Source organism: Pseudomonas inefficax, assembly GCF_032164165.1.
Taxonomy (GTDB): domain Bacteria; phylum Pseudomonadota; class Gammaproteobacteria; order Pseudomonadales; family Pseudomonadaceae; genus Aquipseudomonas; species Aquipseudomonas inefficax.
The window spans coordinates 4532492-4553402 of sequence record NZ_CP134401.1; the positions used below are offsets into that span (position 1 = coordinate 4532492).

The 20911-nt window shown below is 60.9% G+C and carries 16 protein-coding genes, 2 tRNA genes and 2 rRNA genes; 8 read left to right on the forward strand and 12 right to left on the reverse strand.

Annotation, left to right across the window (positions count from 1 at the left end):
• Positions 1-9 precede the first annotated feature (9 nt).
• From RIN61_RS20500 to RIN61_RS20530, 7 genes are all read right to left on the reverse strand, one after another.
• Positions 10-375 (reverse strand): Na+/H+ antiporter subunit G, encoded by a 366-nt coding sequence (locus RIN61_RS20500; protein WP_112253273.1) that lies wholly within the window; start codon positions 373-375, stop codon positions 10-12.
• Positions 372-650 carry a K+/H+ antiporter subunit F gene (locus RIN61_RS20505; protein ID WP_003259015.1) on the reverse strand — a complete coding sequence of 93 codons (279 nt, stop codon included), beginning with the start codon at positions 648-650 and terminating at the stop codon, positions 372-374. Before RIN61_RS20505 ends, RIN61_RS20500 begins: the two co-directional genes overlap by 4 nt.
• A complete protein-coding gene (locus RIN61_RS20510) occupies positions 647-1135 on the reverse strand; it encodes a Na+/H+ antiporter subunit E (RefSeq protein ID WP_112253272.1) in 489 nt (162 codons plus the stop codon). Before RIN61_RS20510 ends, RIN61_RS20505 begins: the two co-directional genes overlap by 4 nt.
• The gene (locus RIN61_RS20515) at positions 1132-2811 is read right to left on the reverse strand and encodes a monovalent cation/H+ antiporter subunit D (RefSeq protein ID WP_112253271.1); all 1680 of its coding nucleotides are present in this window, start codon (positions 2809-2811) and stop codon (positions 1132-1134) included. Before RIN61_RS20515 ends, RIN61_RS20510 begins: the two co-directional genes overlap by 4 nt.
• A complete protein-coding gene (locus RIN61_RS20520; RefSeq protein ID WP_013971840.1) occupies positions 2808-3152 on the reverse strand; it encodes a Na+/H+ antiporter subunit C in 345 nt (114 codons plus the stop codon). Before RIN61_RS20520 ends, RIN61_RS20515 begins: the two co-directional genes overlap by 4 nt.
• Positions 3152-6067 carry a monovalent cation/H+ antiporter subunit A gene (locus RIN61_RS20525; RefSeq protein WP_207878155.1) on the reverse strand — a complete coding sequence of 972 codons (2916 nt, stop codon included), beginning with the start codon at positions 6065-6067 and terminating at the stop codon, positions 3152-3154. The genes RIN61_RS20520 and RIN61_RS20525 overlap by 1 nt, the downstream gene beginning before the upstream one ends.
• 150 nt (positions 6068-6217) lie before the next feature.
• Positions 6218-7168: a DMT family transporter gene (locus RIN61_RS20530; protein WP_112253269.1), complete on the reverse strand. Its 951-nt coding sequence runs from the start codon at positions 7166-7168 to the stop codon at positions 6218-6220.
• Positions 7169-7251: 83 nt separating this feature from the next.
• Here RIN61_RS20530 and RIN61_RS20535 point away from each other — a divergent pair, with 83 nt between their 5' ends.
• A complete protein-coding gene (locus RIN61_RS20535; protein WP_112253268.1) occupies positions 7252-7815 on the forward strand; it encodes a helix-turn-helix domain-containing protein in 564 nt (187 codons plus the stop codon).
• A gap of 131 nt (positions 7816-7946) precedes the next feature.
• On the opposite strand, the gene RIN61_RS20540 is transcribed toward RIN61_RS20535, so the two are convergent.
• Entirely contained in the window at positions 7947-8495 is a 549-nt protein-coding gene (locus tag RIN61_RS20540) for a cysteine hydrolase family protein (RefSeq protein ID WP_112253267.1), read from the reverse strand.
• A gap of 82 nt (positions 8496-8577) precedes the next feature.
• On the opposite strand from RIN61_RS20540, the gene RIN61_RS20545 reads away from it, so the two are divergent.
• Both RIN61_RS20545 and RIN61_RS20550 read left to right on the forward strand, forming a co-directional pair.
• A complete protein-coding gene (locus RIN61_RS20545; RefSeq protein WP_112253266.1) occupies positions 8578-9561 on the forward strand; it encodes a GlxA family transcriptional regulator in 984 nt (327 codons plus the stop codon).
• A gap of 107 nt (positions 9562-9668) precedes the next feature.
• A complete protein-coding gene (locus tag RIN61_RS20550) occupies positions 9669-10049 on the forward strand; it encodes an antibiotic biosynthesis monooxygenase (protein WP_215521174.1) in 381 nt (126 codons plus the stop codon).
• Here the strand turns inward: RIN61_RS20550 and RIN61_RS20555 are convergent.
• Together RIN61_RS20555 and RIN61_RS20560 are read right to left on the reverse strand one after the other, a co-directional pair.
• A complete protein-coding gene (locus tag RIN61_RS20555) occupies positions 10028-10798 on the reverse strand; it encodes an alpha/beta hydrolase family protein (RefSeq protein WP_207878153.1) in 771 nt (256 codons plus the stop codon). The genes RIN61_RS20550 and RIN61_RS20555 overlap by 22 nt on opposite strands.
• Entirely contained in the window at positions 10782-11900 is a 1119-nt protein-coding gene (locus RIN61_RS20560) for a DUF3182 family protein (protein ID WP_112253263.1), read from the reverse strand. The genes RIN61_RS20555 and RIN61_RS20560 overlap by 17 nt, the downstream gene beginning before the upstream one ends.
• 220 nt (positions 11901-12120) lie before the next feature.
• Between RIN61_RS20560 and RIN61_RS20565 the strand changes: the two genes are divergently transcribed.
• Positions 12121-13929, forward strand: a complete 1809-nt coding sequence (locus RIN61_RS20565; RefSeq protein ID WP_207878151.1) for an aminopeptidase P family protein — start codon at positions 12121-12123, stop codon at positions 13927-13929.
• Between the two features lie 38 nt (positions 13930-13967).
• On the opposite strand, the gene RIN61_RS20570 is transcribed toward RIN61_RS20565, so the two are convergent.
• Positions 13968-14249, reverse strand: a complete 282-nt coding sequence (locus tag RIN61_RS20570) for a hypothetical protein (RefSeq protein ID WP_112253261.1) — start codon at positions 14247-14249, stop codon at positions 13968-13970.
• Between the two features lie 190 nt (positions 14250-14439).
• Positions 14440-15327 (reverse strand): threonine/homoserine exporter RhtA, encoded by an 888-nt coding sequence (rhtA, locus tag RIN61_RS20575; protein ID WP_112253260.1) that lies wholly within the window; start codon positions 15325-15327, stop codon positions 14440-14442.
• A 572-nt stretch (positions 15328-15899) separates the two neighbouring features.
• On the opposite strand from rhtA, the gene RIN61_RS20580 reads away from it, so the two are divergent.
• The 4 genes from RIN61_RS20580 (at position 15900) to RIN61_RS20595 (ending at position 20834) form a co-directional block, all read left to right on the forward strand.
• Positions 15900-17436: ribosomal RNA gene (locus tag RIN61_RS20580) — 16S ribosomal RNA — on the forward strand.
• Positions 17437-17521: 85 nt separating this feature from the next.
• Positions 17522-17598: transfer RNA gene (locus tag RIN61_RS20585), tRNA-Ile, on the forward strand.
• Between the two features lie 24 nt (positions 17599-17622).
• Positions 17623-17698 (forward strand) — tRNA-Ala (locus RIN61_RS20590).
• Positions 17699-17941: 243 nt separating this feature from the next.
• Positions 17942-20834: ribosomal RNA gene (locus RIN61_RS20595) — 23S ribosomal RNA — on the forward strand.
• The 16S and 23S rRNA genes sit together here with 2 tRNA genes alongside, the layout of an rRNA operon.
• Positions 20835-20911: the final 77 nt, after the last annotated feature.

Consider the following 20911-nt stretch of genomic DNA (forward strand, 5'->3'; position numbering starts at 1 on the left):
CGCGATCTGTCAGTTGCCTCGATCGCGGCCGCTGCTGACTTCTTCAGGTACCGGCTCTTTCGCCATGCGCTTGCGGAACAGTGCTGCCCGGGCCAGCAACAATGTGGTCACCGGTACGGTGATCGACAGCAGGATCGGAATCAGCCAGGCGTGCAACACCGGGGCTTCCTTGAGCCAGGAAAAGTAGATGATCGAAGCCAGTGCCACGCACCAGGCGCCAATGGTCGAGGCCAGTGCCGGTGGGTGCATGCGCTGAAAGTAGTCCTTCAGCCGCAACAGGCCCACGGCGCCGATCAGGGCGAAAAGGCTGCCGGTCAGCAGCAGTGCGGAAGTGACCAGCTCCAGCCAGAAGGGGAGTTGCAGGTTTTCAGTCATTCGATCACCTCACCGCGCAGCAGGAACTTGGCCAGGGCAAACGAGCCAACGAAACCGAACAGCGCAATCAGCAGGGCACCTTCGAAGTAGGTGTCACTGGCATAACGGATTCCCAGTACCAGCATGGTCAGCATGGCCAGGATGTACAGGTAGTCCAGCGCCAGCACCCGGTCCTGGGCGGACGGGCCGCGGAACAGCCGGATAAGTGCCAGGGCCATGGCCAGGGCAAAGATGAACAGGCTGGCGAGGACAGCATTGGCGAGCAGGCCTGTCATTGGAAAATCTCCATAAGCGGGCGTTCGTAGGTGTCCTTGAAGTGCTGGATGAAGGCCGCCTCGTCATCCAGGTCGAACACATGCAGCAGCAACACGCTGCGGTCCAGCGCCAGTTCGGACCAGACCGTGCCGGGCACCACCGTGGTAATCATCGACAACGCTGCCAGGCCATGCGGGTCGCGCAGGGCCAGCGGGATGTGCACGAACGCAGAGCGTGGCGGCTGCTTGCCGGCGCGCAGCACGCCACGGGCAACCAGCAGGTTGGACATGATCACATCGATACCGACCCGGCCAATCAGCCGGGCGATCGCCAGCGGCCGTCGCACATGGGCATGCTGCGGGCGCAGTGGCGCCATCAACAGAGGCGCCAGCACGCCGAGCGCGGCAGCCAGCGACAGATTGCCGGGGCTGACCGAGAGGTTCAGCAACAGCCACAGTGCGAACAGCGAAACCGATAAGAGCGGTGCGGGGAACAGTCGATTCATGGCTGCACCTGTACGTCAAGCGAGGTGGGGCCAGGAATCGGCCGCGCGGCCATCACGGCTTCGATATAGGCGTCGGGGGCCTGCAGGCCGGCAGCGGTGTCCTGGGTGTAGCGCAGCAGTGGCTCGGCCTTGAAGCTGAGGATGATGCACAGGCCGAGCAGGATAACGATGGGCAGGCATTCATAGCGGCGCAGCACCGGCGAAGGGCGTTCCTCAGGCTTCCAGAAGCGCTGGATGCCGACACGGCCGAAGGCGATCAGCGAGGCCATGCCAGACAGGATCAGCAACGCCACCAGGCCCCAGCCTGCCGCCCCCAGCGGCTGCTCGGCAGGCACACCCAGCCCTTGCGGGTTGAACAGCGCGCTGATCAGGTTGAGCTTGCCGACAAAGCCCGACAGCGGCGGCATGCCGATGATCAGCAGGGCGCAGGCGATGAAGCTGAGGCCGAGGAAGGCCATGGTCCACGGAATGATCTGGCCGATCACCACCTTCTGTTCGTCGTCGAGGTTGATGCCCTTGGGTGGGTGCAGTGATTCCAGCGGTGGCGGCATGGCGTCTTCTTCGTCGTCCAGCGGTGCTTCGTTGGCCGAGCGCGAACGCTCGACCAGTTCGGCGAGCAGGAACAGCGCGCACAGCGCCAGGGTCGAGTTGACCAGGTAGAACAACGCCGCGCCGGTCAGCGCCGATTGAGCGAAACCGACGGCGCCGAGCAGGGTGCCGGCCGAAACCAGGATGCTGAGGGCGGCCATGCGCTCCAGGCGCTGCGCGGCCAGGATCGACACCGCCGCCACCGCCAGGGTGACCAGGCCACCGTATACCAGCCATTCACCACCGAAGTGCGCCGAGGCCCCGGCCTGCCCGGAGAACAGCAGTGTCCACAGGCGCAGTACGGCATACAGGCCGACCTTGGTCATGATGGCGAACAGCGCAGCCACCGGCGCGCTGGCCGAGGCATAGGCCGGCACCAGCCAGAAGTTCAGCGGCCAGATGCCGGCCTTGACCAGGAACGCCATGGCCAGGATCGCCGCGCCAGCGTGCAGCAGGCCACGGTCGGCCTCTGGCACCAGCGGAATCTTCAGGGCCAGGTCGGCCATGTTCAGGGTTCCGGTCACGCCATACAGCATCGCGGCGCCGATCAGGAACAGCGACGAGGCGAACAGGTTGATGGCAATGTAGTGCAGGCCGGCTCGCACCCGGGCGCGGCCCGAGCCGTGCAGCAGCAGGCCATAGGAAGCCGCCAGCAGCACCTCGAAGAACACGAACAGGTTGAACAGGTCGGCAGTGAGGAAGGCGCCGTACAAGCCCATCAGCTGGATCTGGAACAGCGCGTGGAAGCTGGCCCCCGCACTATCCCAGCGAGCGCGGGCAAACAGCAGGGCACTGAAGGCAATGATCCCGGTGAGCGTCAGCAGCAGGGCCGACAGGTGGTCGACCACCAGCACGATGCCGAACGGCGCCGGCCAGTTGCCCGGCAGGTAGACACCGATGGATTCCGCCTGGCCCTGGGTGCGCACCCACAATAACAGGCTGACCGCGATGCCCAGGCCGGCGAAAGTCGACAGGAGGTTCAGCCGGGCTTTTGTCTGCCGGTGTTTCTCGCCCAGCAGCAACATCACTGCCGCGGTCACCAGTGGCAGCAGGATGGGCGCGATGATCAACTGGCTCATGCCACTCATTCGTCACGCTCCCGGCCATCCACGTGGTCGGTACCGGTCAGGCCGCGCGAGGCCAGCAACACCACCAGGAACAGCGCGGTCATGGCGAAGCTGATGACGATGGCGGTGAGCACCAGGGCCTGCGGCAGCGGGTCGGTGTAGTGCAGCAGGTCTTGGGGCACGCCGTCCTTGATGATCGGTTCTTTGCCAATGAACAGGCTGCCCATGCTGAAGATGAACAGGTTGACCCCGTACGACAGCAGGCACAGGCCCATGATCACCTGGTAAGTTCGCGGGCGCAGGATCAGCCATACCCCCGAGGCGGCCAGCACGCCGATGGCAACTGCAATCACTTCTTCCATCAGGCGGCTCCTGCTTGGCTGGTTTTCGCCGGGTTGCCCGGGCGGTAGGCGCGCACCGACTGGTGCGCCAGGGCAGTGAGGATCAGCAGGGTCGAGCCGACCACCACGGTGAACACACCGACATCGAAGAACAGCGCGCTGGCCACGTGCACATCACCGAGCAACGGCAGGTGCAGGTGGGCGGTATGGGTAGTGAGGAACGGGTAGCCCAGCAGCATCGCGCCGGTGCCGGTCAGGGTTGCGCACAGCAGTCCGGTGCCCATCCAGCGCAGCGGGCGCAGGCTCATCTGCGCCTCGACCCACTGGGTGCCGGCCACCATGTACTGCAGGATGAATGCCACCGACATCACCAGGCCGGCGACAAAGCCGCCACCGGGCTGGTTGTGGCCACGCATGAACAGGTACATCGACACCAGCAGGGCGATCGGCAGCAGCAGGCGCACCAGCACAGCGGGCACCATCATGAAACCCAGTGCGGTGTCGGTGGCATGCCGCGGATTGATCAGGTCGGTGACCACATCGGGTGCCAGCTGACGCTGCTGCGCCGGCAGTTGCATGCTTTCCTTCGGTGGGCGGAAGCGCCGCAGCAGGGCGAACACGGTCAGCGCCACGGCCACCAGCACGGTGATTTCACCAAGGGTATCGAAACCACGGAAGTCGACCAGCATGACATTGACCACGTTGGTGCCACCGCCCTGGGGCAGTGCCCGGCTCAGGTAGAACGAGGAAATGTCGTTCGGCGTCGGTCGGGTCAGCATGGCATAGGACAGCACGGCCATGCCGCCACCTACCAGCACCGCCAGCAGCAGGTCGCGCAGGCGACGCATGCGTGCACGCTCCAGGCTGCCCGGCAGCGGCGATACGCCTTCGATCCGCCGCGGCAGCCAGCGCAGACCGAGGAGGATCAGCACGGTGGTGACCACTTCCACTACCAGCTGAGTCAGGGCCAGGTCGGGCGCGGAGAACCAGACGAAGGTGATGCAGGTCATCAGGCCGCAGACGCTGACCATGATCAACGCTGCCAAACGGTGGTACTTGGCCTGGTAGGCGGCGCCGATGGCGCAGGCGATGGCAATCAGCCACAGCGCGACGAACACGCCCGAACCTGGAATCTTCGGCCGATCGCCCCAGCTCAGGCCGCTGTAGAGCATGGGCGTGAGGCCGGCGAGGAACGCGGCGAGCACCAGCATGAACAGCTGCGACTGCAGGCGGCGGCTGGTGAGCAGGCGCTCGATACGCCGCGCCAGCAGCATCAGCTGCACCTGACCGTACTCGAACAGGCGCTTGCCGTTGAAACGCTCGATCACCGGCGGGTAGGGGAAGCGGCCCAGGCGCAGCTGCTTGCGCAGCAACAGGTACAGCACGATACCGCCGCTCATGGCCACCAGGCTCATGACCAGCGGCGCGTTCCAGCCATGCCAGATGGCCAGGCTGTATTCCGGCAGGGTGCCGCCTACCACAGGCAGGGCGGCAGCGGCCAGCAGCGGGCCGACCGACTGGGCAGGGAAGATGCCCACCACCAGGCAGGTGAGCACCAGCAGTTCGACCGGCGCACGCATCCAGCGTGGCGGTTCGTGCGGGGTGTGCGGGAGGTCCTGCGCAGTGGGGCCGAAGAACACATCGACGGTGAAACGCAGGGCATAGGCCACGCTGAAGGTGCCGGCCAGGGTGGCGATTACCGGCAGCGTGGCCTCGACCCAGGCGCTGGAGCTGATGAACACCGTTTCGGCAAAGAACATTTCCTTGGACAGGAAACCGTTCATCAACGGCACGCCGGCCATCGAGGCGCTGGCCACCATGGCCAGGGTGGCGGTGTATGGCACCAGGCGTATCAAACCGCTGAGGCGGCGGATGTCACGGGTGCCGCTTTCGTGATCGATGATGCCGGCGGCCATGAACAACGAGGCCTTGAAGGTGGCGTGGTTGAGAATGTGGAATACCGCTGCGACCGCGGCCAGCGGGCTGTTCAGGCCCAGCAGCAGGGTAATCAGGCCCAGGTGGCTGATGGTCGAGTACGCCAGCAGACCCTTGAGGTCGTTCTGGAACATGGCGGCGAAGGCGCCGAGCAGCAGAGTGAGGGCACCGGCACCGCCGACGATCCAGAACCACTCCTCGCTGCCCGACAGCACCGGCCACAAGCGCGCCAGCAGGAATACCCCGGCCTTGACCATGGTCGCCGAGTGCAGATAAGCCGATACCGGGGTGGGCGCTGCCATGGCATGGGGCAGCCAGAACTGGAAGGGGAATTGTGCACTCTTGCTAAGGGCGCCGATGAGGATCAGCGGCAGCAGCACCGGGTACAGCGCATGCTGGCGAATGGTGTTGCCGGCAGCCAGGACCTTGTCCAGGTCGTAGCTGCCGACCACATGGCCGAGCAGCAGGGCACCCACCAGCAGGCACAAGCCGCCCGCGCCAGTGACCATCAGCGCCATATAGGCGCCGCGGCGGGCGTCGGCACGGTGGTGCCAGTAGCCGATCAGCAGGAAGGAGAACAGGCTGGTGAGTTCCCAGAAGAACACCAGCTGGATCAGGTTGCCGGAGATCACCAGGCCGAGCATGGCGCCCATGAAGGCGAGGAAGAAGGCGAAGAAGCGCGGCACCGGGTCTTGCGGTGACATGTAGTAGCGGGCATACAGCGACACCAGCGTACCGATGCCCAGCACCAGCAGCGAGAACAGCCAGGCGAAGCCGTCCATGCGCAGCACCAGGTTCAGCCCCAGGCTGGGCAGCCAGAGGAACTCTTCGCGAATCACGCCACCGTGGGCGACCTGAGGGTACAGCAGTGCTACCTGGACAGTGCCGACCAGGGCCACGAGCCCAGCGAGAATGGACTCCGCGTTACGTGCGTTGTGCGGCAGCACGGCTGCCAGGCAACTGCCCACGAACGGCAGAAGCAATAGCACTATCAAAGACATAGCGGCCTATTCTGGAGAAGTTTGCAAAGAATCATACGTGCCGAGGGGATGATCACCAACACGCAAGCTGTCGCAGAATCCTACAAACAGGCTGTGACAAGCTGTTTTTTTATAACAGATTCTTACAAAGCATAGCCGCAGTTGACGGCTTTACAGGCCAGCCTGGCGTTCGCCTTCATCCTGCACTTCCCGCGCTTCGACCACCTCGCGCGGGCGGCGCACCTTGAGTTCGCTTACCACCACCGCGATCACGATCAGCAGGCCGCCGAGCAGTGCCACGCCCGGCAGGCGCTCACCGGCGATGCGCCCGACGATTCCGGCCCATACCGGTTCGCCGGCATAGATGAGGGTGGCGCGGGTGGGCGAGACCGACTTCTGCGCCCAGTTCATTGCCACCTGGATCACCGCGCTCATGGCGCCCAGGCCCACGGCACTGGCCAGCAACAGCCAGGAAAAGTCAGGTATGCGCTCCTGAGTCGGCACGATCATCAGGAACGCCAGCAGCGAGGCGGTCGCCAACTGAACCACGGTGACCCGGCGCACATCGACCTGGCCGGCGTAGCGGCTGATCAGGATGATTTCGCCGGCAATGGCCACGGCGCTGACCAGGGTTACCAGTTCACCTTCGCTGAAGTGCAGGCTGCCCCCTTCCGGCCCGGCCAGCAGCATCAGGCCGATGAACGCCAGGCAGATGCCGATGCTGGGCATCAGGCCGGGCCGCCGGCCCAGCACCAGCCACTGCAACAGCGGCACGAATGGCACGTACAGCGCGGTGATGAACGCCGACTGGCTGCTGCTGATGGTTTGCAGGCCCATGGTCTGCAAGCCGTAGCCGAGCATGATCGACACACCGATCAGCATGCCGGCCTTCAGTTCGGTGAAGGTCAGCCCAGGCAGTGCTCGCGCCGAGACCACCCCGACGAACAGCGCGGCTGCGGCGAAGCGCAGGCCGACGAAGAACATCGGGCCGCTGACGGTCATCACGTTGTGCACCAGCAGAAAGGTGCCGCCCCACAGCATGGTGATGAACACCAGCACCAGTTCGGCCTTGCTCAGGCGAAAGGTAATGGCAGGGGCCGGTTTGCTGCTGGGCTGGGTCATGGTCTTGCGCACTCGGAGGGGGCGGCGCACAATCGCCGCAAAATGGGCAGTATACTGCGCAATACCGACCAGTGAGCAATATAGTGCACAAAGATTCCTCGCACCGGGCATCGGTGCTGCAACATGTCAGCCTCAATGTACGCGGCCTGCGTAACGCCGCGGGCATGAGCCAGACGGCGCTGGCGGAGCGCTCCGGTGTCAGCCGGCGCATGCTGGTGGCGATCGAGGCGGGCGAGAAGAATGTCAGCCTGACTACCCTCGACCTGATTGCCGAAGCCTTGGGCGTGGCTTTCAGTACCCTGATCCAGGCACCTGACCAGCGTGACCCCGGGCGCATCGAAGAGTTGGCCTGGGCCGGCGAGCATCCGCAGAGCCGGGCGGTGCTGCTGGGCAGCAGTGTGGCGCGGCGCGAGGTGGAGCTGTGGGAATGGACGCTGGCACCGGGCGAGTGCTATTTCAGCGAGGCTGATGCCGAGGGCTGGAGCGAGCAGATCTATGTGGCGCAAGGGCAACTGACGCTGATTATCGAAGGGGTCGAGCATCGTCTGCAGGTCGGGCAGTTCCAGGTGTTTCCCAGCAATTGCCGGTATGCCTATCGCAACGATGGGGCGGTGGCGGTGCGATTTGTGCGCAATGTGGTTATTTGAGGTAGCAGGTTTTGGGGCTGCTGCGCAGCCCATCGCGACGCAAGGCCGCTCCTACAGGAGATCGCGTACCCCCTGTAGGAGCGGCCTTGCGTCGCGATGGGGCGCAAAGCGCCGCCAGACCTCAAGCCTGATCAGCGATCCAGCAATTCATCGGTCTTCACCACCTTGGCATAGGCAAACGCCAACGCCGCCATCGCCGAATCATGTACCTGTGCCGCCGGCACCCGCTTGCCATCGAACTCCAGTGGCAGCGTGGCACAGGCGTCGTGCGCCACGGTCACCTCGTAACCCAGATCGGCTGCGGCCCGGGTGGCGGCGTCGATACACATGTGGCTCATGCTGCCGACGATGGTCAGGGCCTCGACACCATGCCGGTCCAGCGTATTCTCAAGGTCGGTACCGAGGAAGGCGTTCACCTTGTGCTTTAGCACTACGGGCTCACCGGCCCTGGGCTCGACCTTGGCGTGGATGGCCGCACCCTGCGAGCCTGGCGCGAAGAACGGCGCATCGGCACTGTCGAACTCATGCCGTACATGCACCACCAGGTCGCCCCGTTGACGTGCCGCTGCCAGCAGACGGGCAGCATTGTCCGCCGCCTGGTCGGCCCCATCGAGGGTCCATTTGCCGCCCGGGAAGTAGTCGTTCTGGATATCGATGATGATCAGCGCCTGCTTGCTCATGCTGCCTCCTGTGGCAGTAGTCGTTGGATGACGTTAGTTATAGGCTGTGCGCACGGACCTGAGGATTGGCGCGAACGACACTATGCGGGCAAAAACTGACAACCACGCCAGCCTGGACATCGGCCTGCTGCTGTACCCAGGCGCGCAGCGTGCCGCCGTGCATGGCTTGGCCGACCTGTTCCTGGTGGCCAACCGGGTGGCTGCGGAACTTGGGGCCGTCGAGTTGCCATCGGTGCGTATCAGCTTCTGGCAGGCGGACGAGGCGGGGCAATTGCAGCCTGCCCCTGAAAGCCCGCCCGTCGCCGTATCCGATCTGCGGGTGCTGATCATTCCGCCGAGCCTGGAGTCGGCACCACAAGGTGAGCTGCTTGAACGCCATCGCGCGACGTTGTGCCAGTTGCACGGGCACGGCACGGTACTGGCATCGGTGTGCATCGGGGTGTTCTTCATCGCCGCCAGTGGCCTGCTCGACGGGCGCCCGGCCTGTACCCACTGGAACTACGTGCATTCGCTTGCCCAGCGTTTCCCCAAGGTGCGGGTCGAGGCCCAGCAACCGTTGCTGGACGATGGCGACATTGTCACCTCGGCCGGGCTGATGGCCTGGACCGACCTGGGCTTGCGCTTGCTTGAGCGCTTCATGGGGGCGACGGTGGCGCGGGAAACTGCCCGCTATCTTGCGGTCGACCCGGTCACGGCGCCGCTGCCCGGTGCAGTGTTCAATCCACGCCTGGATCATGGCGATGAGGCGGTGCTGAAAGTACAGCACTGGTTGCAGGGCAACGGAGGGCAGGATGCCGACCTGGCCGGCATGGCCGCCTGCGCGGGGCTGGAGGAACGCACCTTCCTGCGGCGTTTTCGTGCTGCCACGGGGCTGCGGCCAACCGAGTACTGCCAGCAGGTGAGGGTGGGGCGGGCGTGTCGCTTGCTGGAGTTCACCCGGCGCAATGTCGAGCAGATCGCCTGGGGCGTCGGTTACCAGGACCCGGGAGCGTTTCGCAAGGTATTTCAGCGCATCACTGGCCTGACCCCGAGTGATTACCGGCGGCGCTTCGCCGTATCCGGTTAGGGCGTACCGGGTGTTCCCGTTGCGGAAAACCGCTTGACCTTGACATAACTTGAGGTTTTACCCTGCTCGGCATTGCGCTGTACGCGTCCGTCAGCAGGAGAACGTTCATGACGGCAACAACTCAAGCTCTGTGGTTTACCCAGATGATCGAATATGAAGTGCCCGGCAGGTTCCAGCAGGCGTTGGCCCAGGCGCTGGTAGTACGCAGTGAAGCGTTGGCCGTGCATTGCGAAGGGCTGCAGGGTGTCAGTATCCAGGCCAGCGACGACGGCAGGAGGGTGCTGCAGTACCTGCAATGGCAGTCCCGCCAGGCGTGGGCAGCGGCGGCGGCGTATTTCGTCGGGGAACCTTTTCTCGAACTGCTTGGCCAGCACCAGGCCCGTGGCGTCAACTTTGCTGCCTATCAGACCCTGCGCAGCCTGGTGCGCGGCGCCGATGGCGGCCTGCATTGCCAGGTGGGTGAGCCTCAGGCATACCAGGGCGCGTAGTGCGGGTAGCGGTCCAGGCGGGCGCCAACGACCATTTCGCTGACCCATGCCGCCAGGATCGAACTGTAGGCTTTCTGGCTTTCTTCGCTGGACAATGCGTGGTCGGCACCGTCGACAATGCGGTGGGTGAGCGAATGGGCACTGACGAATGCCGAGCGGTAGCTCATCAGTGTGCTGTGCGGCACGTAGTCGTCCTGCTCGGACTCCACCAGCAGTACATCACCACCGAATTCGGCACAGGCTGCCAGCGCGCGGTTGTCCGACGGCCCGAGCGGTCGCTGGCGGTAGGCGTTCAGCCGTTGCCGGTCGAGGGTTTGCTTGGGGAGGTTCCATTCGTCGTCCCAGTACATGGCGGGTACTCGCAGGGCCAGCCATTTGACCGGCCGTTCGCGGGTCAGCAGGGTGGCCAGGTAGCCGCCATAGCTGCTGCCGATGATGGCGATGGCACTGGAATCGACGGCCGGGTGACTTACCAGCCGGTCGTAGGCCACCAGCAGGTCGGTCAGGTTCTGTTCGCGGGTGACCGTCAGCCGTTGGCTTTCGGTTTTTTCGTGGCCGCGCAGATCGAAGGTCATGCACACGCAGCCCAGCCCGGTGATCTGCCGGGCGCGGGCCAGGTCGCGCTGCTGGCTGCCGCCCCAGCCGTGGACGAAGAGAATGCCCGGCATCTTGCTGCCGGGGCTGACCAGGGTGCCGACGATGCTGTCATCCTCGACCTGCAGTTCAACGGTTTCACTCTGAATGGTCATGTTCGCGAATCCGCGCAAATTTGCTGAGTTGTCCGAGTTCACTGTCGTTTCCTTGGTAGAAGAGGGTGGCGTCAGCGGGCAGTTCGGGAGTGCCGAACACTTCATGGGTAGAGGCACGCACCCGTTGCAGTGCCGGGTCGTCGGCGAACGCCTGCAAAGCCAGCAGCTCGGCACTGCTGGCACCGCCCAGACGCCAGGATTGTTCGAGTACGCCGCTGCGCAGGTGGCCTTGGGGGGTCACGCCGCGGGCGATGTCGTAGTTGCGCCGTGAGGCGATGAAGCCGGGGAAGTGCTGCTCGGCGGCCTGTTCGTAAGCCATCGCCTGGTTTATGGCCAGGCGCAGCGGCTCGTCCAGGGGCAGTTGCAGCAGTGCCTGGTAGTCACCGCGCACCACTACCAGGTCGGAGCCGCCATACACTTCCGTGCCCTGATGGTCGCGAGTCAGTTGCTGGGTGCCGTGATAGCTGCAGGTCAGGCCGGCGACGCGTACCTGGCCGACGCTGAAGGTTTGCACTTCGCTCAGGTCTTCCTCGAGCACCAACCCCCATAGCGCAAGGTCCTGGTCATTCATGCCGGTCAGTAGCGGTTCCAGCTCATCCGCCGTGTTGATGACCTGCTGTCCACGGCCTGCACAGGCCAGTACCGGCTTGATTCGCAACGGGCCGTCCGCCAGCAACAGCTGTGCGGCGCTGCGCGCATCGGCCTTGCTGAACACGGTGTAGCCGCGCAGCAGGGCGTCGCTGGCTTGCCGGGCGAAGGCATCGGTCCAGCCCGGCGGGAAACTGGCCCCTGCCGGCAGCGGGTGGGAAATCGCCTTGGTTGCCATGTATGGGTGTGCGACCAGGCCGCCGAACAGGTCCTGTTCGCTGCAGATACCCAAGGCGGCATGGCGCCTGGCATCGACCAGGGTTTCGGTGGGCAGGTAATAGTAGCCATCGGTGGCGCTTGGCGGCTGGCTGGGTTGCACGTGCGCGCAGCCCAGCAGGCGGGCCAGGCCATCGGCAAGCTTCAGGTGTACGGCATGCTCGTGGTCGGGGGTGTGCGCGCGGGTGTCGAGCAGCACCACGCCGCTTTTAGGGGCGCCGGCATTGGGCATGGTCATCTGCCTGTGTGCAATGAATGTACTGAGTGTGAAGCCGGTGCTTTGAGGAAGTTCAGCGAAACTTGATCGGTGGTCCTGACCCTTCTGGAGGAAATGTCCGGTATGCGCAGGGCGTGGCGGGCAATGCATGCCGTGTGTCGGTCGCCAAGATTGCAGGGCTTCGGCGGCTGTTCCATTATCGACGCATTGGATAAACCGTGATGTAGCCGCAGGAGAGCGCATGAACGTTCAGACCATCCTTGGGCAAAGCGTGCCGCAGCGCCTGGCACAGGTACGCCAGGCCATGGCCGCAGAGGGCATCGATGCCTTGCTGGTACCCTCGGCCGACCCCCATCTTTCCGAATACCTGCCCGGTTACTGGCAAGGGCGCCAGTGGCTGTCGGGTTTCCACGGCTCGGTCGGCACGCTGGTGGTCACGGCTGATTTTGCCGGGTTGTGGGTCGATAGCCGCTACTGGGAACAGGCGGAGCACGAGTTGGCAGGCAGTGGCATCGAGCTGATGAAGCTGTTGCCGGGCAAGCCTGGCGCGCTGGAATGGCTGGGCGATCACGTTCAGCTCAATGGCAGCGTGGCGGTAGATGGTGCGGTCATGGCCCTGGCTTCGGCGCGCCAGCTCGGCGACCGGCTGAAGGCGCGTGGGGCGCGCCTGGTGACTGACAAGGACCTGCTGGGCCAGGTCTGGGAAGGGCGCCCGGCGCTGCCAGGCAACCCGGTCTACCAGCATTTGCCGCCGCACGCCACGGTGAGCCGTGCGGAAAAACTGGCGCAGTTGCGCCAGAGCGTGCAGGCCAAGGGGGCCGACTGGCATTTCATCGCCACCCTGGATGACATCGCATGGCTGTTCAATCTGCGCGGCAGCGATGTGTCCTATAATCCGGTGTTCGTGGCCTTTGCCCTGATCAGCCAGCAGCAGGCCATTCTGTTCGTTGGCCAGGACAAGCTCGATGACCATCTGTGCCAGGTGCTGGCGGTCGACGGCATCGAAGTGCGCGACTACACCGAAGCAGGCAAGGCCCTTGCCGCCATACCTGCCGGCAGCCGGTTGCTGGTCGACCCGGCCCGGGTCACCTGCGGCCTGCTGGATAACCTGCCGGCCGAGGTGGAACTGGTCGAGGGGCTCAACCCCAGCACCCTGAGCAAGTCGTGCAAGAGTGATGACGAGCTGGTGCACATCCGCCAGGTAATGGAGCAGGATGGTGCGGCCTTGTGCGAGTTCTTCGCCTGGCTCGAGGCCAACCTCGGTCGTCAGCTGGTAACCGAGCTGACGGTCGACGAGCAATTGAGTGCCGCGCGTGCCCGCCGCCCGGGCTTCGTGTCGTTGAGTTTTTCTACCATTGCCGCCTTCAATGGCAATGGCGCGATGCCGCATTACCGTGCCACCGAGCAGTCGCATGCGGTCATCGAGGGCGATGGCCTGCTGCTGATCGATTCGGGCGGGCAGTACCTGGGCGGTACCACCGACATCACCCGCATGGTGCCGGTGGGCAACCCGAGCCTTGCACAGAAGCAGGATTGCACGCGTGTGCTCAAAGGCATGATCGCCTTGTCGCGCGCTACCTTCCCGCGAGGCGTGCTGTCGCCATTGCTCGACGCCATTGCCCGCGCGCCGATCTGGGCTGACCAGGTAGATTATGGCCACGGCACCGGGCATGGGGTGGGTTACTTCATGAATGTGCACGAGGGGCCGCAAGTAATTGCCTACCAGGCCGCGCCCACACCGCAGACCGCGATGCAGGTGGGCATGATCAGCTCGATCGAGCCGGGTACATACCGCCCTGGGCAGTGGGGTGTGCGCATCGAGAACCTGGTGGTCAACCGCGAGGCCGGCAAGAGCGCCTTCGGCGACTTCCTGAAATTCGAAACCCTGACGCTGTGCCCGATCGACACCCGCTGCCTGGTGCCCGAGCTGCTGACCAGGGAGGAGCGGGACTGGTTGAACGGTTATCACGCCAGTGTGCGCGAGCGCCTGGCGCCCTTGCTCAAGGGTGACGCGCTGGCCTGGCTGGAGGCGCGTACCGCGCCCTTGTGAGGTAAATGAAAAGGGCAGCTTGAAAGCTGCCCTTTCTTCTACTTGCAGATGACGATCATGCTGCGGCTGGTATAACCCGCCGGGTTGATACCGAACAAGTAGTCACCGGGTTCTTCATCGCTATCGCCCGAGCGTGCAACGACCCGATAGCCGCGCGTGCTGCAGGAGCTAGCGGCCTTGCTGTAGCAGTTGTCCCACGAGGAAGACAGGCCGGAACAATTGATATGCAGGCCCTTCTTGCCCCTTTTGACCTCAGTCTTGGCCGTGGCGGCACATCCAGCAATAGCCAAGATGGCCAGGATGAGCAAAATACGTTTCATTCCTGTCCTTAAATGCGGGGCGGATCAGTTGTCTGACCCCGTCGTTATCGCTTCGGTTCGTCCTGAAAATTCCCCAGCGTCCGTGTTCGGTCCAGTAGATAGCGTAAAGATGATGATTCTGTGACAGCTTAATCAGCGAGACGGGTCGCTACAATCACTAATCCTGTCTCAAATGAAAATATTTCTCATATCAGTCTGCTGCGACAGCCGGGCTGGGCTCCTTGCGCATGGACAGGGTGGTGCCGACCGATGCGGTAATGATCGCCAGAATAGCCAGCCACTGGGTAAACGTCAGTACCTCCCCCAGGAACAGCAAGCCGGACAGTGCGCCAAATGCTGGTTCGATGCTCATGAGGGTGCCGAAAGTGCGTGCCGGGATGCGCGTGAGGGCAACCATTTCCAGGCTGTAGGGCAGGGCGGTCGACAGCACCGCGACGCCCAGCGCCATGGGGATCACGGCGGGTGTGAGCAATGCGCTGCCAGCGTGGGCGATACCGATGGGAGCAACGAACAGCGCGGCGACCACAACACCCAGCGCGGCGCTCTGGATTCCATGCTCGGCCCCGGCACGCTGCCCGAACAGGATGTACAGCGCCCAACACACGCCCGCGCCCAGGGCATAGGCTGCGCCGACCGGGTCGAGAGCCTGCCCGCCATGGCCGGCCGGCAGCAGCAACAACAGGCCGACGATGGCCAGGGCAATCCACAGGAAGTCGATCGGCCGACGCGAGGAAAAGATCGCCACGGCCAGCGGGCCGGTGAACTCCAGTGCCACGGCGATGCCGATGGGTACCGTTTGCAGAGCCATATAGAAGAGGAAGTTCATGCCGCCCAGCGCCATGCCGTAGATTATGACGTTGCGCAGGGTATTGCGGGTCATGCGCACACGCCACGGGCGCAGTATCAGCAGCATGATGATGCTGGCGAAGATCAGGCGCAGGGTGGTGGTGCCTTGGGCACCGATGATGGGGAACATGCTTTTGGCCAGTGAGGCACCGGACTGTATCGATGCCATGGCGATGAGCAGCAAGCCGATCGGGAAGAAGGTAGCGGCCAGGCTGCGGGGTTGGGTGTTCATTTCTGCGCGGCGATCCTTGAGCGGGGTGGGGTGAGCAATATAGTGCGCAATTATGAGGGTGGGGGGCAAGGTGCATGGCGTTGTACTTTCGGTGCCTGTGAGATCGAGCGCCGCGGGGGCGGCGCTCGATCTCACAGGCGCTGCGGGGCTTGCGGCGAGCACCAAGCGGCCCTGACGCAGTCTTTTCAAAAAAAACCTAAATTATTGAAATCAAAGGTTGACCTCCTGAAAAGCCGCCCTATAATGCGCACCACTCCAACGCGGTAGCGAAGCGAAGCCAGCCACCCTGTTGAGTCAAGTGTTTGAAGCTAAACGAGTTTCTCGCAAAAAACTTCAAAATAAACGCTTGACAGCAAATGAGGAAGGCGTAGAATGCGCGCCTCGGTTGAGACGAAAAGCTCTTAACCAAACGCTCTTTAACAAATCGAATCAAGCAATTCGTGTGGGTGCTTGTGAGTATGGACTGATAGTCAAAAAGATTATCAGCATCACAAGTGACCATGCGAGAAATCACATAGTCATTTGAGATTGCTGAGCCAAGTTTAGGGTTTCTTAAAAACCCAAGCAGTATTGAACTGAAGAGTTTGATCATGGCTCAGATTGAACGCTGGCGGCAGGCCTAACACATGCAAGTCGAGCGGATGACGGGAGCTTGCTCCTTGATTCAGCGGCGGACGGGTGAGTAATGCCTAGGAATCTGCCTGGTAGTGGGGGACAACGTTTCGAAAGGAACGCTAATACCGCATACGTCCTACGGGAGAAAGCAGGGGACCTTCGGGCCTTGCGCTATCAGATGAGCCTAGGTCGGATTAGCTAGTTGGTGGGGTAATGGCTCACCAAGGCGACGATCCGTAACTGGTCTGAGAGGATGATCAGTCACACTGGAACTGAGACACGGTCCAGACTCCTACGGGAGGCAGCAGTGGGGAATATTGGACAATGGGCGAAAGCCTGATCCAGCCATGCCGCGTGTGTGAAGAAGGTCTTCGGATTGTAAAGCACTTTAAGTTGGGAGGAAGGGCAGTAAGCTAATACCTTGCTGTTTTGACGTTACCGACAGAATAAGCACCGGCTAACTCTGTGCCAGCAGCCGCGGTAATACAGAGGGTGCAAGCGTTAATCGGAATTACTGGGCGTAAAGCGCGCGTAGGTGGTTCGTTAAGTTGGATGTGAAAGCCCCGGGCTCAACCTGGGAACTGCATCCAAAACTGGCGAGCTAGAGTACGGTAGAGGGTGGTGGAATTTCCTGTGTAGCGGTGAAATGCGTAGATATAGGAAGGAACACCAGTGGCGAAGGCGACCACCTGGACTGATACTGACACTGAGGTGCGAAAGCGTGGGGAGCAAACAGGATTAGATACCCTGTTAGTCCACGCCGTAAACGATGTCAACTAGCCGTTGGAATCCTTGAGATTTTAGTGGCGCAGCTAACGCATTAAGTTGACCGCCTGGGGAGTACGGCCGCAAGGTTAAAACTCAAATGAATTGACGGGGGCCCGCACAAGCGGTGGAGCATGTGGTTTAATTCGAAGCAACGCGAAGAACCTTACCAGGCCTTGACATGCAGAGAACTTTCCAGAGATGGATTGGTGCCTTCGGGAACTCTGACACAGGTGCTGCATGGCTGTCGTCAGCTCGTGTCGTGAGATGTTGGGTTAAGTCCCGTAACGAGCGCAACCCTTGTCCTTAGTTACCAGCACATTATGGTGGGCACTCTAAGGAGACTGCCGGTGACAAACCGGAGGAAGGTGGGGATGACGTCAAGTCATCATGGCCCTTACGGCCTGGGCTACACACGTGCTACAATGGTCGGTACAGAGGGTTGCCAAGCCGCGAGGTGGAGCTAATCTCACAAAACCGATCGTAGTCCGGATCGCAGTCTGCAACTCGACTGCGTGAAGTCGGAATCGCTAGTAATCGCGAATCAGAATGTCGCGGTGAATACGTTCCCGGGCCTTGTACACACCGCCCGTCACACCATGGGAGTGGGTTGCACCAGAAGTAGCTAGTCTAACCTTCGGGAGGACGGTTACCACGGTGTGATTCATGACTGGGGTGAAGTCGTAACAAGGTAGCCGTAGGGGAACCTGCGGCTGGATCACCTCCTTAATCGACGACATCAGCCTGCTGATGAGCTCCCACACGAATTGCTTGATTCATTGTAAAAGACGATGCTGTAACGCGACCCTGTTATAGGTCTGTAGCTCAGTTGGTTAGAGCGCACCCCTGATAAGGGTGAGGTCGGCAGTTCAAATCTGCCCAGACCTACCATTACATGGTTCAGCCGTAGAATACGGGGCCATAGCTCAGCTGGGAGAGCGCCTGCCTTGCACGCAGGAGGTCAGCGGTTCGATCCCGCTTGGCTCCACCACTTCCGCAGTACACAGTAACTTGTCAGAACTTAGAAATGAGCATTCAGATCGAATGTTGATTTCTGACTTTTGTCAGATCGTTCTTTAAAAATTCGGATATGTGATAGATATAGACTGATAGCCAGTTTCACTGCTGGTTAATCAGGCTAAGGTAAAATTTGTGAGTTCTGCTCGAAAGAGCAACATGCGAATTTTCGGCGAATGTCGTCTTCACAGTATAACCAGATTGCTTGGGGTTATATGGTCAAGTGAAGAAGCGCATACGGTGGATGCCTTGGCAGTCAGAGGCGATGAAAGACGTGGTAGCCTGCGATAAGCTTTGGGGAGTCGGCAAACAGACTGTGATCCAGAGATCTCTGAATGGGGGAACCCACTCAGCATAAGCTGAGTATCTTGTACTGAATACATAGGTGCAAGAGGCGAACCAGGGGAACTGAAACATCTAAGTACCCTGAGGAAAAGAAATCAACCGAGATTCCCTTAGTAGTGGCGAGCGAACGGGGACCAGCCCTTAAGTTGATTTGAGATTAGTGGAACGCTCTGGAAAGTGCGGCCATAGTGGGTGATAGCCCCGTACACGAAAATCTCTTGTCAATGAAATCGAGTAGGACGGAGCACGAGAAACTTTGTCTGAATATGGGGGGACCATCCTCCAAGGCTAAATACTACTGACTGACCGATAGTGAACCAGTACCGTGAGGGAAAGGCGAAAAGAACCCCGGAGAGGGGAGTGAAATAGAACCTGAAACCGTATGCGTACAAGCAGTGGGAGCCTACTTTGTTAGGTGACTGCGTACCTTTTGTATAATGGGTCAGCGACTTATATTCAGTGGCGAGCTTAACCGAATAGGGGAGGCGTAGCGAAAGCGAGTCTTAATAGGGCGTTTAGTCGCTGGGTATAGACCCGAAACCGGGCGATCTATCCATGGGCAGGTTGAAGGTTAGGTAACACTGACTGGAGGACCGAACCGACTACCGTTGAAAAGTTAGCGGATGACCTGTGGATCGGAGTGAAAGGCTAATCAAGCTCGGAGATAGCTGGTTCTCCTCGAAAGCTATTTAGGTAGCGCCTCATGTATCACTCCAGGGGGTAGAGCACTGTTTCGGCTAGGGGGTCATCCCGACTTACCAAACCGATGCAAACTCCGAATACCTGGAAGTGCCGAGCATGGGAGACACACGGCGGGTGCTAACGTCCGTCGTGAAAAGGGAAACAACCCAGACCGTCAGCTAAGGTCCCAAAGTCATGGTTAAGTGGGAAACGATGTGGGAAGGCTTAGACAGCTAGGAGGTTGGCTTAGAAGCAGCCACCCTTTAAAGAAAGCGTAATAGCTCACTAGTCGAGTCGGCCTGCGCGGAAGATGTAACGGGGCTCAAACCATGCACCGAAGCTACGGGTGTCATCTTACGATGACGCGGTAGAGGAGCGTTCTGTAAGCCTGTGAAGGTGAGTTGAGAAGCTTGCTGGAGGTATCAGAAGTGCGAATGCTGACATGAGTAACGACAATGCGAGTGAAAAACTCGCACGCCGAAAGACCAAGGTTTCCTGCGCAACGTTAATCGACGCAGGGTTAGTCGGTCCCTAAGGCGAGGCTGAAAAGCGTAGTCGATGGAAAACAGGTTAATATTCCTGTACTTCCAGTTATTGCGATGGAGGGACGGAGAAGGTTAGGCCAGCCTGGCGTTGGTTGTCCAGGTTTAAGGTGGTAGGCTGAAATCTTAGGCAAATCCGGGATTTCAAGGCCGAGAGCTGATGACGAGTTGCCGTTAGGCGACGAAGTGGTTGATACCATGCTTCCAAGAAAAGCTCCTAAGCTTCAGATAACTGGGAACCGTACCCCAAACCGACACAGGTGGTTAGGTAGAGAATACCAAGGCGCTTGAGAGAACTCGGGTGAAGGAACTAGGCAAAATGGCACCGTAACTTCGGGAGAAGGTGCGCCGGCGAGGGTGAAGGACTTGCTCCGTAAGCCCATGCCGGTCGAAGATACCAGGCCGCTGCGACTGTTTATTAAAAACACAGCACTCTGCAAACACGAAAGTGGACGTATAGGGTGTGACGCCTGCCCGGTGCCGGAAGGTTAATTGATGGGGTTAGCGCAAGCGAAGCTCTTGATCGAAGCCCCGGTAAACGGCGGCCGTAACTATAACGGTCCTAAGGTAGCGAAATTCCTTGTCGGGTAAGTTCCGACCTGCACGAATGGCGTAACGATGGCGGCGCTGTCTCCACCCGAGACTCAGTGAAATTGAAATCGCTGTGAAGATGCAGTGTATCCGCGGCTAGACGGAAAGACCCCGTGAACCTTTACTATAGCTTTGCACTGGACTTTGAATTTGCTTGTGTAGGATAGGTGGGAGGCTTTGAAGTGGGGACGCCAGTTCTCATGGAGCCATCCTTGAAATACCACCCTGGCAACTTTGAGGTTCTAACTCAGGTCCGTTATCCGGATCGAGGACAGTGTATGGTGGGTAGTTTGACTGGGGCGGTCTCCTCCCAAAGAGTAACGGAGGAGTACGAAGGTGCGCTCAGACCGGTCGGAAATCGGTCGTAGAGTATAAAGGCAAAAGCGCGCTTGACTGCGAGACAAACACGTCGAGCAGGTACGAAAGTAGGTCTTAGTGATCCGGTGGTTCTGTATGGAAGGGCCATCGCTCAACGGATAAAAGGTACTCCGGGGATAACAGGCTGATACCGCCCAAGAGTTCATATCGACGGCGGTGTTTGGCACCTCGATGTCGGCTCATCACATCCTGGGGCTGAAGCCGGTCCCAAGGGTATGGCTGTTCGCCATTTAAAGTGGTACGCGAGCTGGGTTTAGAACGTCGTGAGACAGTTCGGTCCCTATCTGCCGTGGACGTTTGAGATTTGAGAGGGGCTGCTCCTAGTACGAGAGGACCGGAGTGGACGAACCTCTGGTGTTCCGGTTGTCACGCCAGTGGCATTGCCGGGTAGCTATGTTCGGAAGAGATAACCGCTGAAAGCATCTAAGCGGGAAACTTGCCTCAAGATGAGATCTCACTGGGATCTTGAATCCCCTAAAGGGCCGTCGAAGACTACGACGTTGATAGGTTGGGTGTGTAAGCGCTGTGAGGCGTTGAGCTAACCAATACTAATTGCCCGTGAGGCTTGACCATATAACACCCAAGCAATCTGCTACGCAGATTGTGGTGGTGAAGACGAAACGAACCGAAAGTTCGCACTGTTCACAAAG

What these genes read in the sequence shown, in the direction of transcription:
- RIN61_RS20500 (WP_112253273.1), bottom strand. Translation starts at nt 375, where the DNA reads ATGACTGAAAACCTGCAACTCCCCTTCTGGCTGGAGCTGGTCACTTCC.
- RIN61_RS20505 (WP_003259015.1), bottom strand. Translation starts at nt 650, where the DNA reads ATGACAGGCCTGCTCGCCAATGCTGTCCTCGCCAGCCTGTTCATCTTT.
- RIN61_RS20510 (WP_112253272.1), bottom strand. Translation starts at nt 1,135, where the DNA reads ATGAATCGACTGTTCCCCGCACCGCTCTTATCGGTTTCGCTGTTCGCA.
- RIN61_RS20515 (WP_112253271.1), bottom strand. Translation starts at nt 2,811, where the DNA reads ATGAGTGGCATGAGCCAGTTGATCATCGCGCCCATCCTGCTGCCACTG.
- RIN61_RS20520 (WP_013971840.1), bottom strand. Translation starts at nt 3,152, where the DNA reads ATGGAAGAAGTGATTGCAGTTGCCATCGGCGTGCTGGCCGCCTCGGGG.
- RIN61_RS20525 (WP_207878155.1), bottom strand. Translation starts at nt 6,067, where the DNA reads ATGTCTTTGATAGTGCTATTGCTTCTGCCGTTCGTGGGCAGTTGCCTG.
- RIN61_RS20530 (WP_112253269.1), bottom strand. Translation starts at nt 7,168, where the DNA reads ATGACCCAGCCCAGCAGCAAACCGGCCCCTGCCATTACCTTTCGCCTG.
- RIN61_RS20540 (WP_112253267.1), bottom strand. Translation starts at nt 8,495, where the DNA reads ATGAGCAAGCAGGCGCTGATCATCATCGATATCCAGAACGACTACTTC.
- RIN61_RS20545 (WP_112253266.1), top strand. Translation starts at nt 8,578, where the DNA reads ATGCGGGCAAAAACTGACAACCACGCCAGCCTGGACATCGGCCTGCTG.
- RIN61_RS20550 (WP_215521174.1), top strand. Translation starts at nt 9,669, where the DNA reads ATGACGGCAACAACTCAAGCTCTGTGGTTTACCCAGATGATCGAATAT.
- RIN61_RS20555 (WP_207878153.1), bottom strand. Translation starts at nt 10,798, where the DNA reads ATGACCATTCAGAGTGAAACCGTTGAACTGCAGGTCGAGGATGACAGC.
- RIN61_RS20560 (WP_112253263.1), bottom strand. Translation starts at nt 11,900, where the DNA reads ATGACCATGCCCAATGCCGGCGCCCCTAAAAGCGGCGTGGTGCTGCTC.
- RIN61_RS20565 (WP_207878151.1), top strand. Translation starts at nt 12,121, where the DNA reads ATGAACGTTCAGACCATCCTTGGGCAAAGCGTGCCGCAGCGCCTGGCA.
- RIN61_RS20570 (WP_112253261.1), bottom strand. Translation starts at nt 14,249, where the DNA reads ATGAAACGTATTTTGCTCATCCTGGCCATCTTGGCTATTGCTGGATGT.
- rhtA (WP_112253260.1), bottom strand. Translation starts at nt 15,327, where the DNA reads ATGAACACCCAACCCCGCAGCCTGGCCGCTACCTTCTTCCCGATCGGC.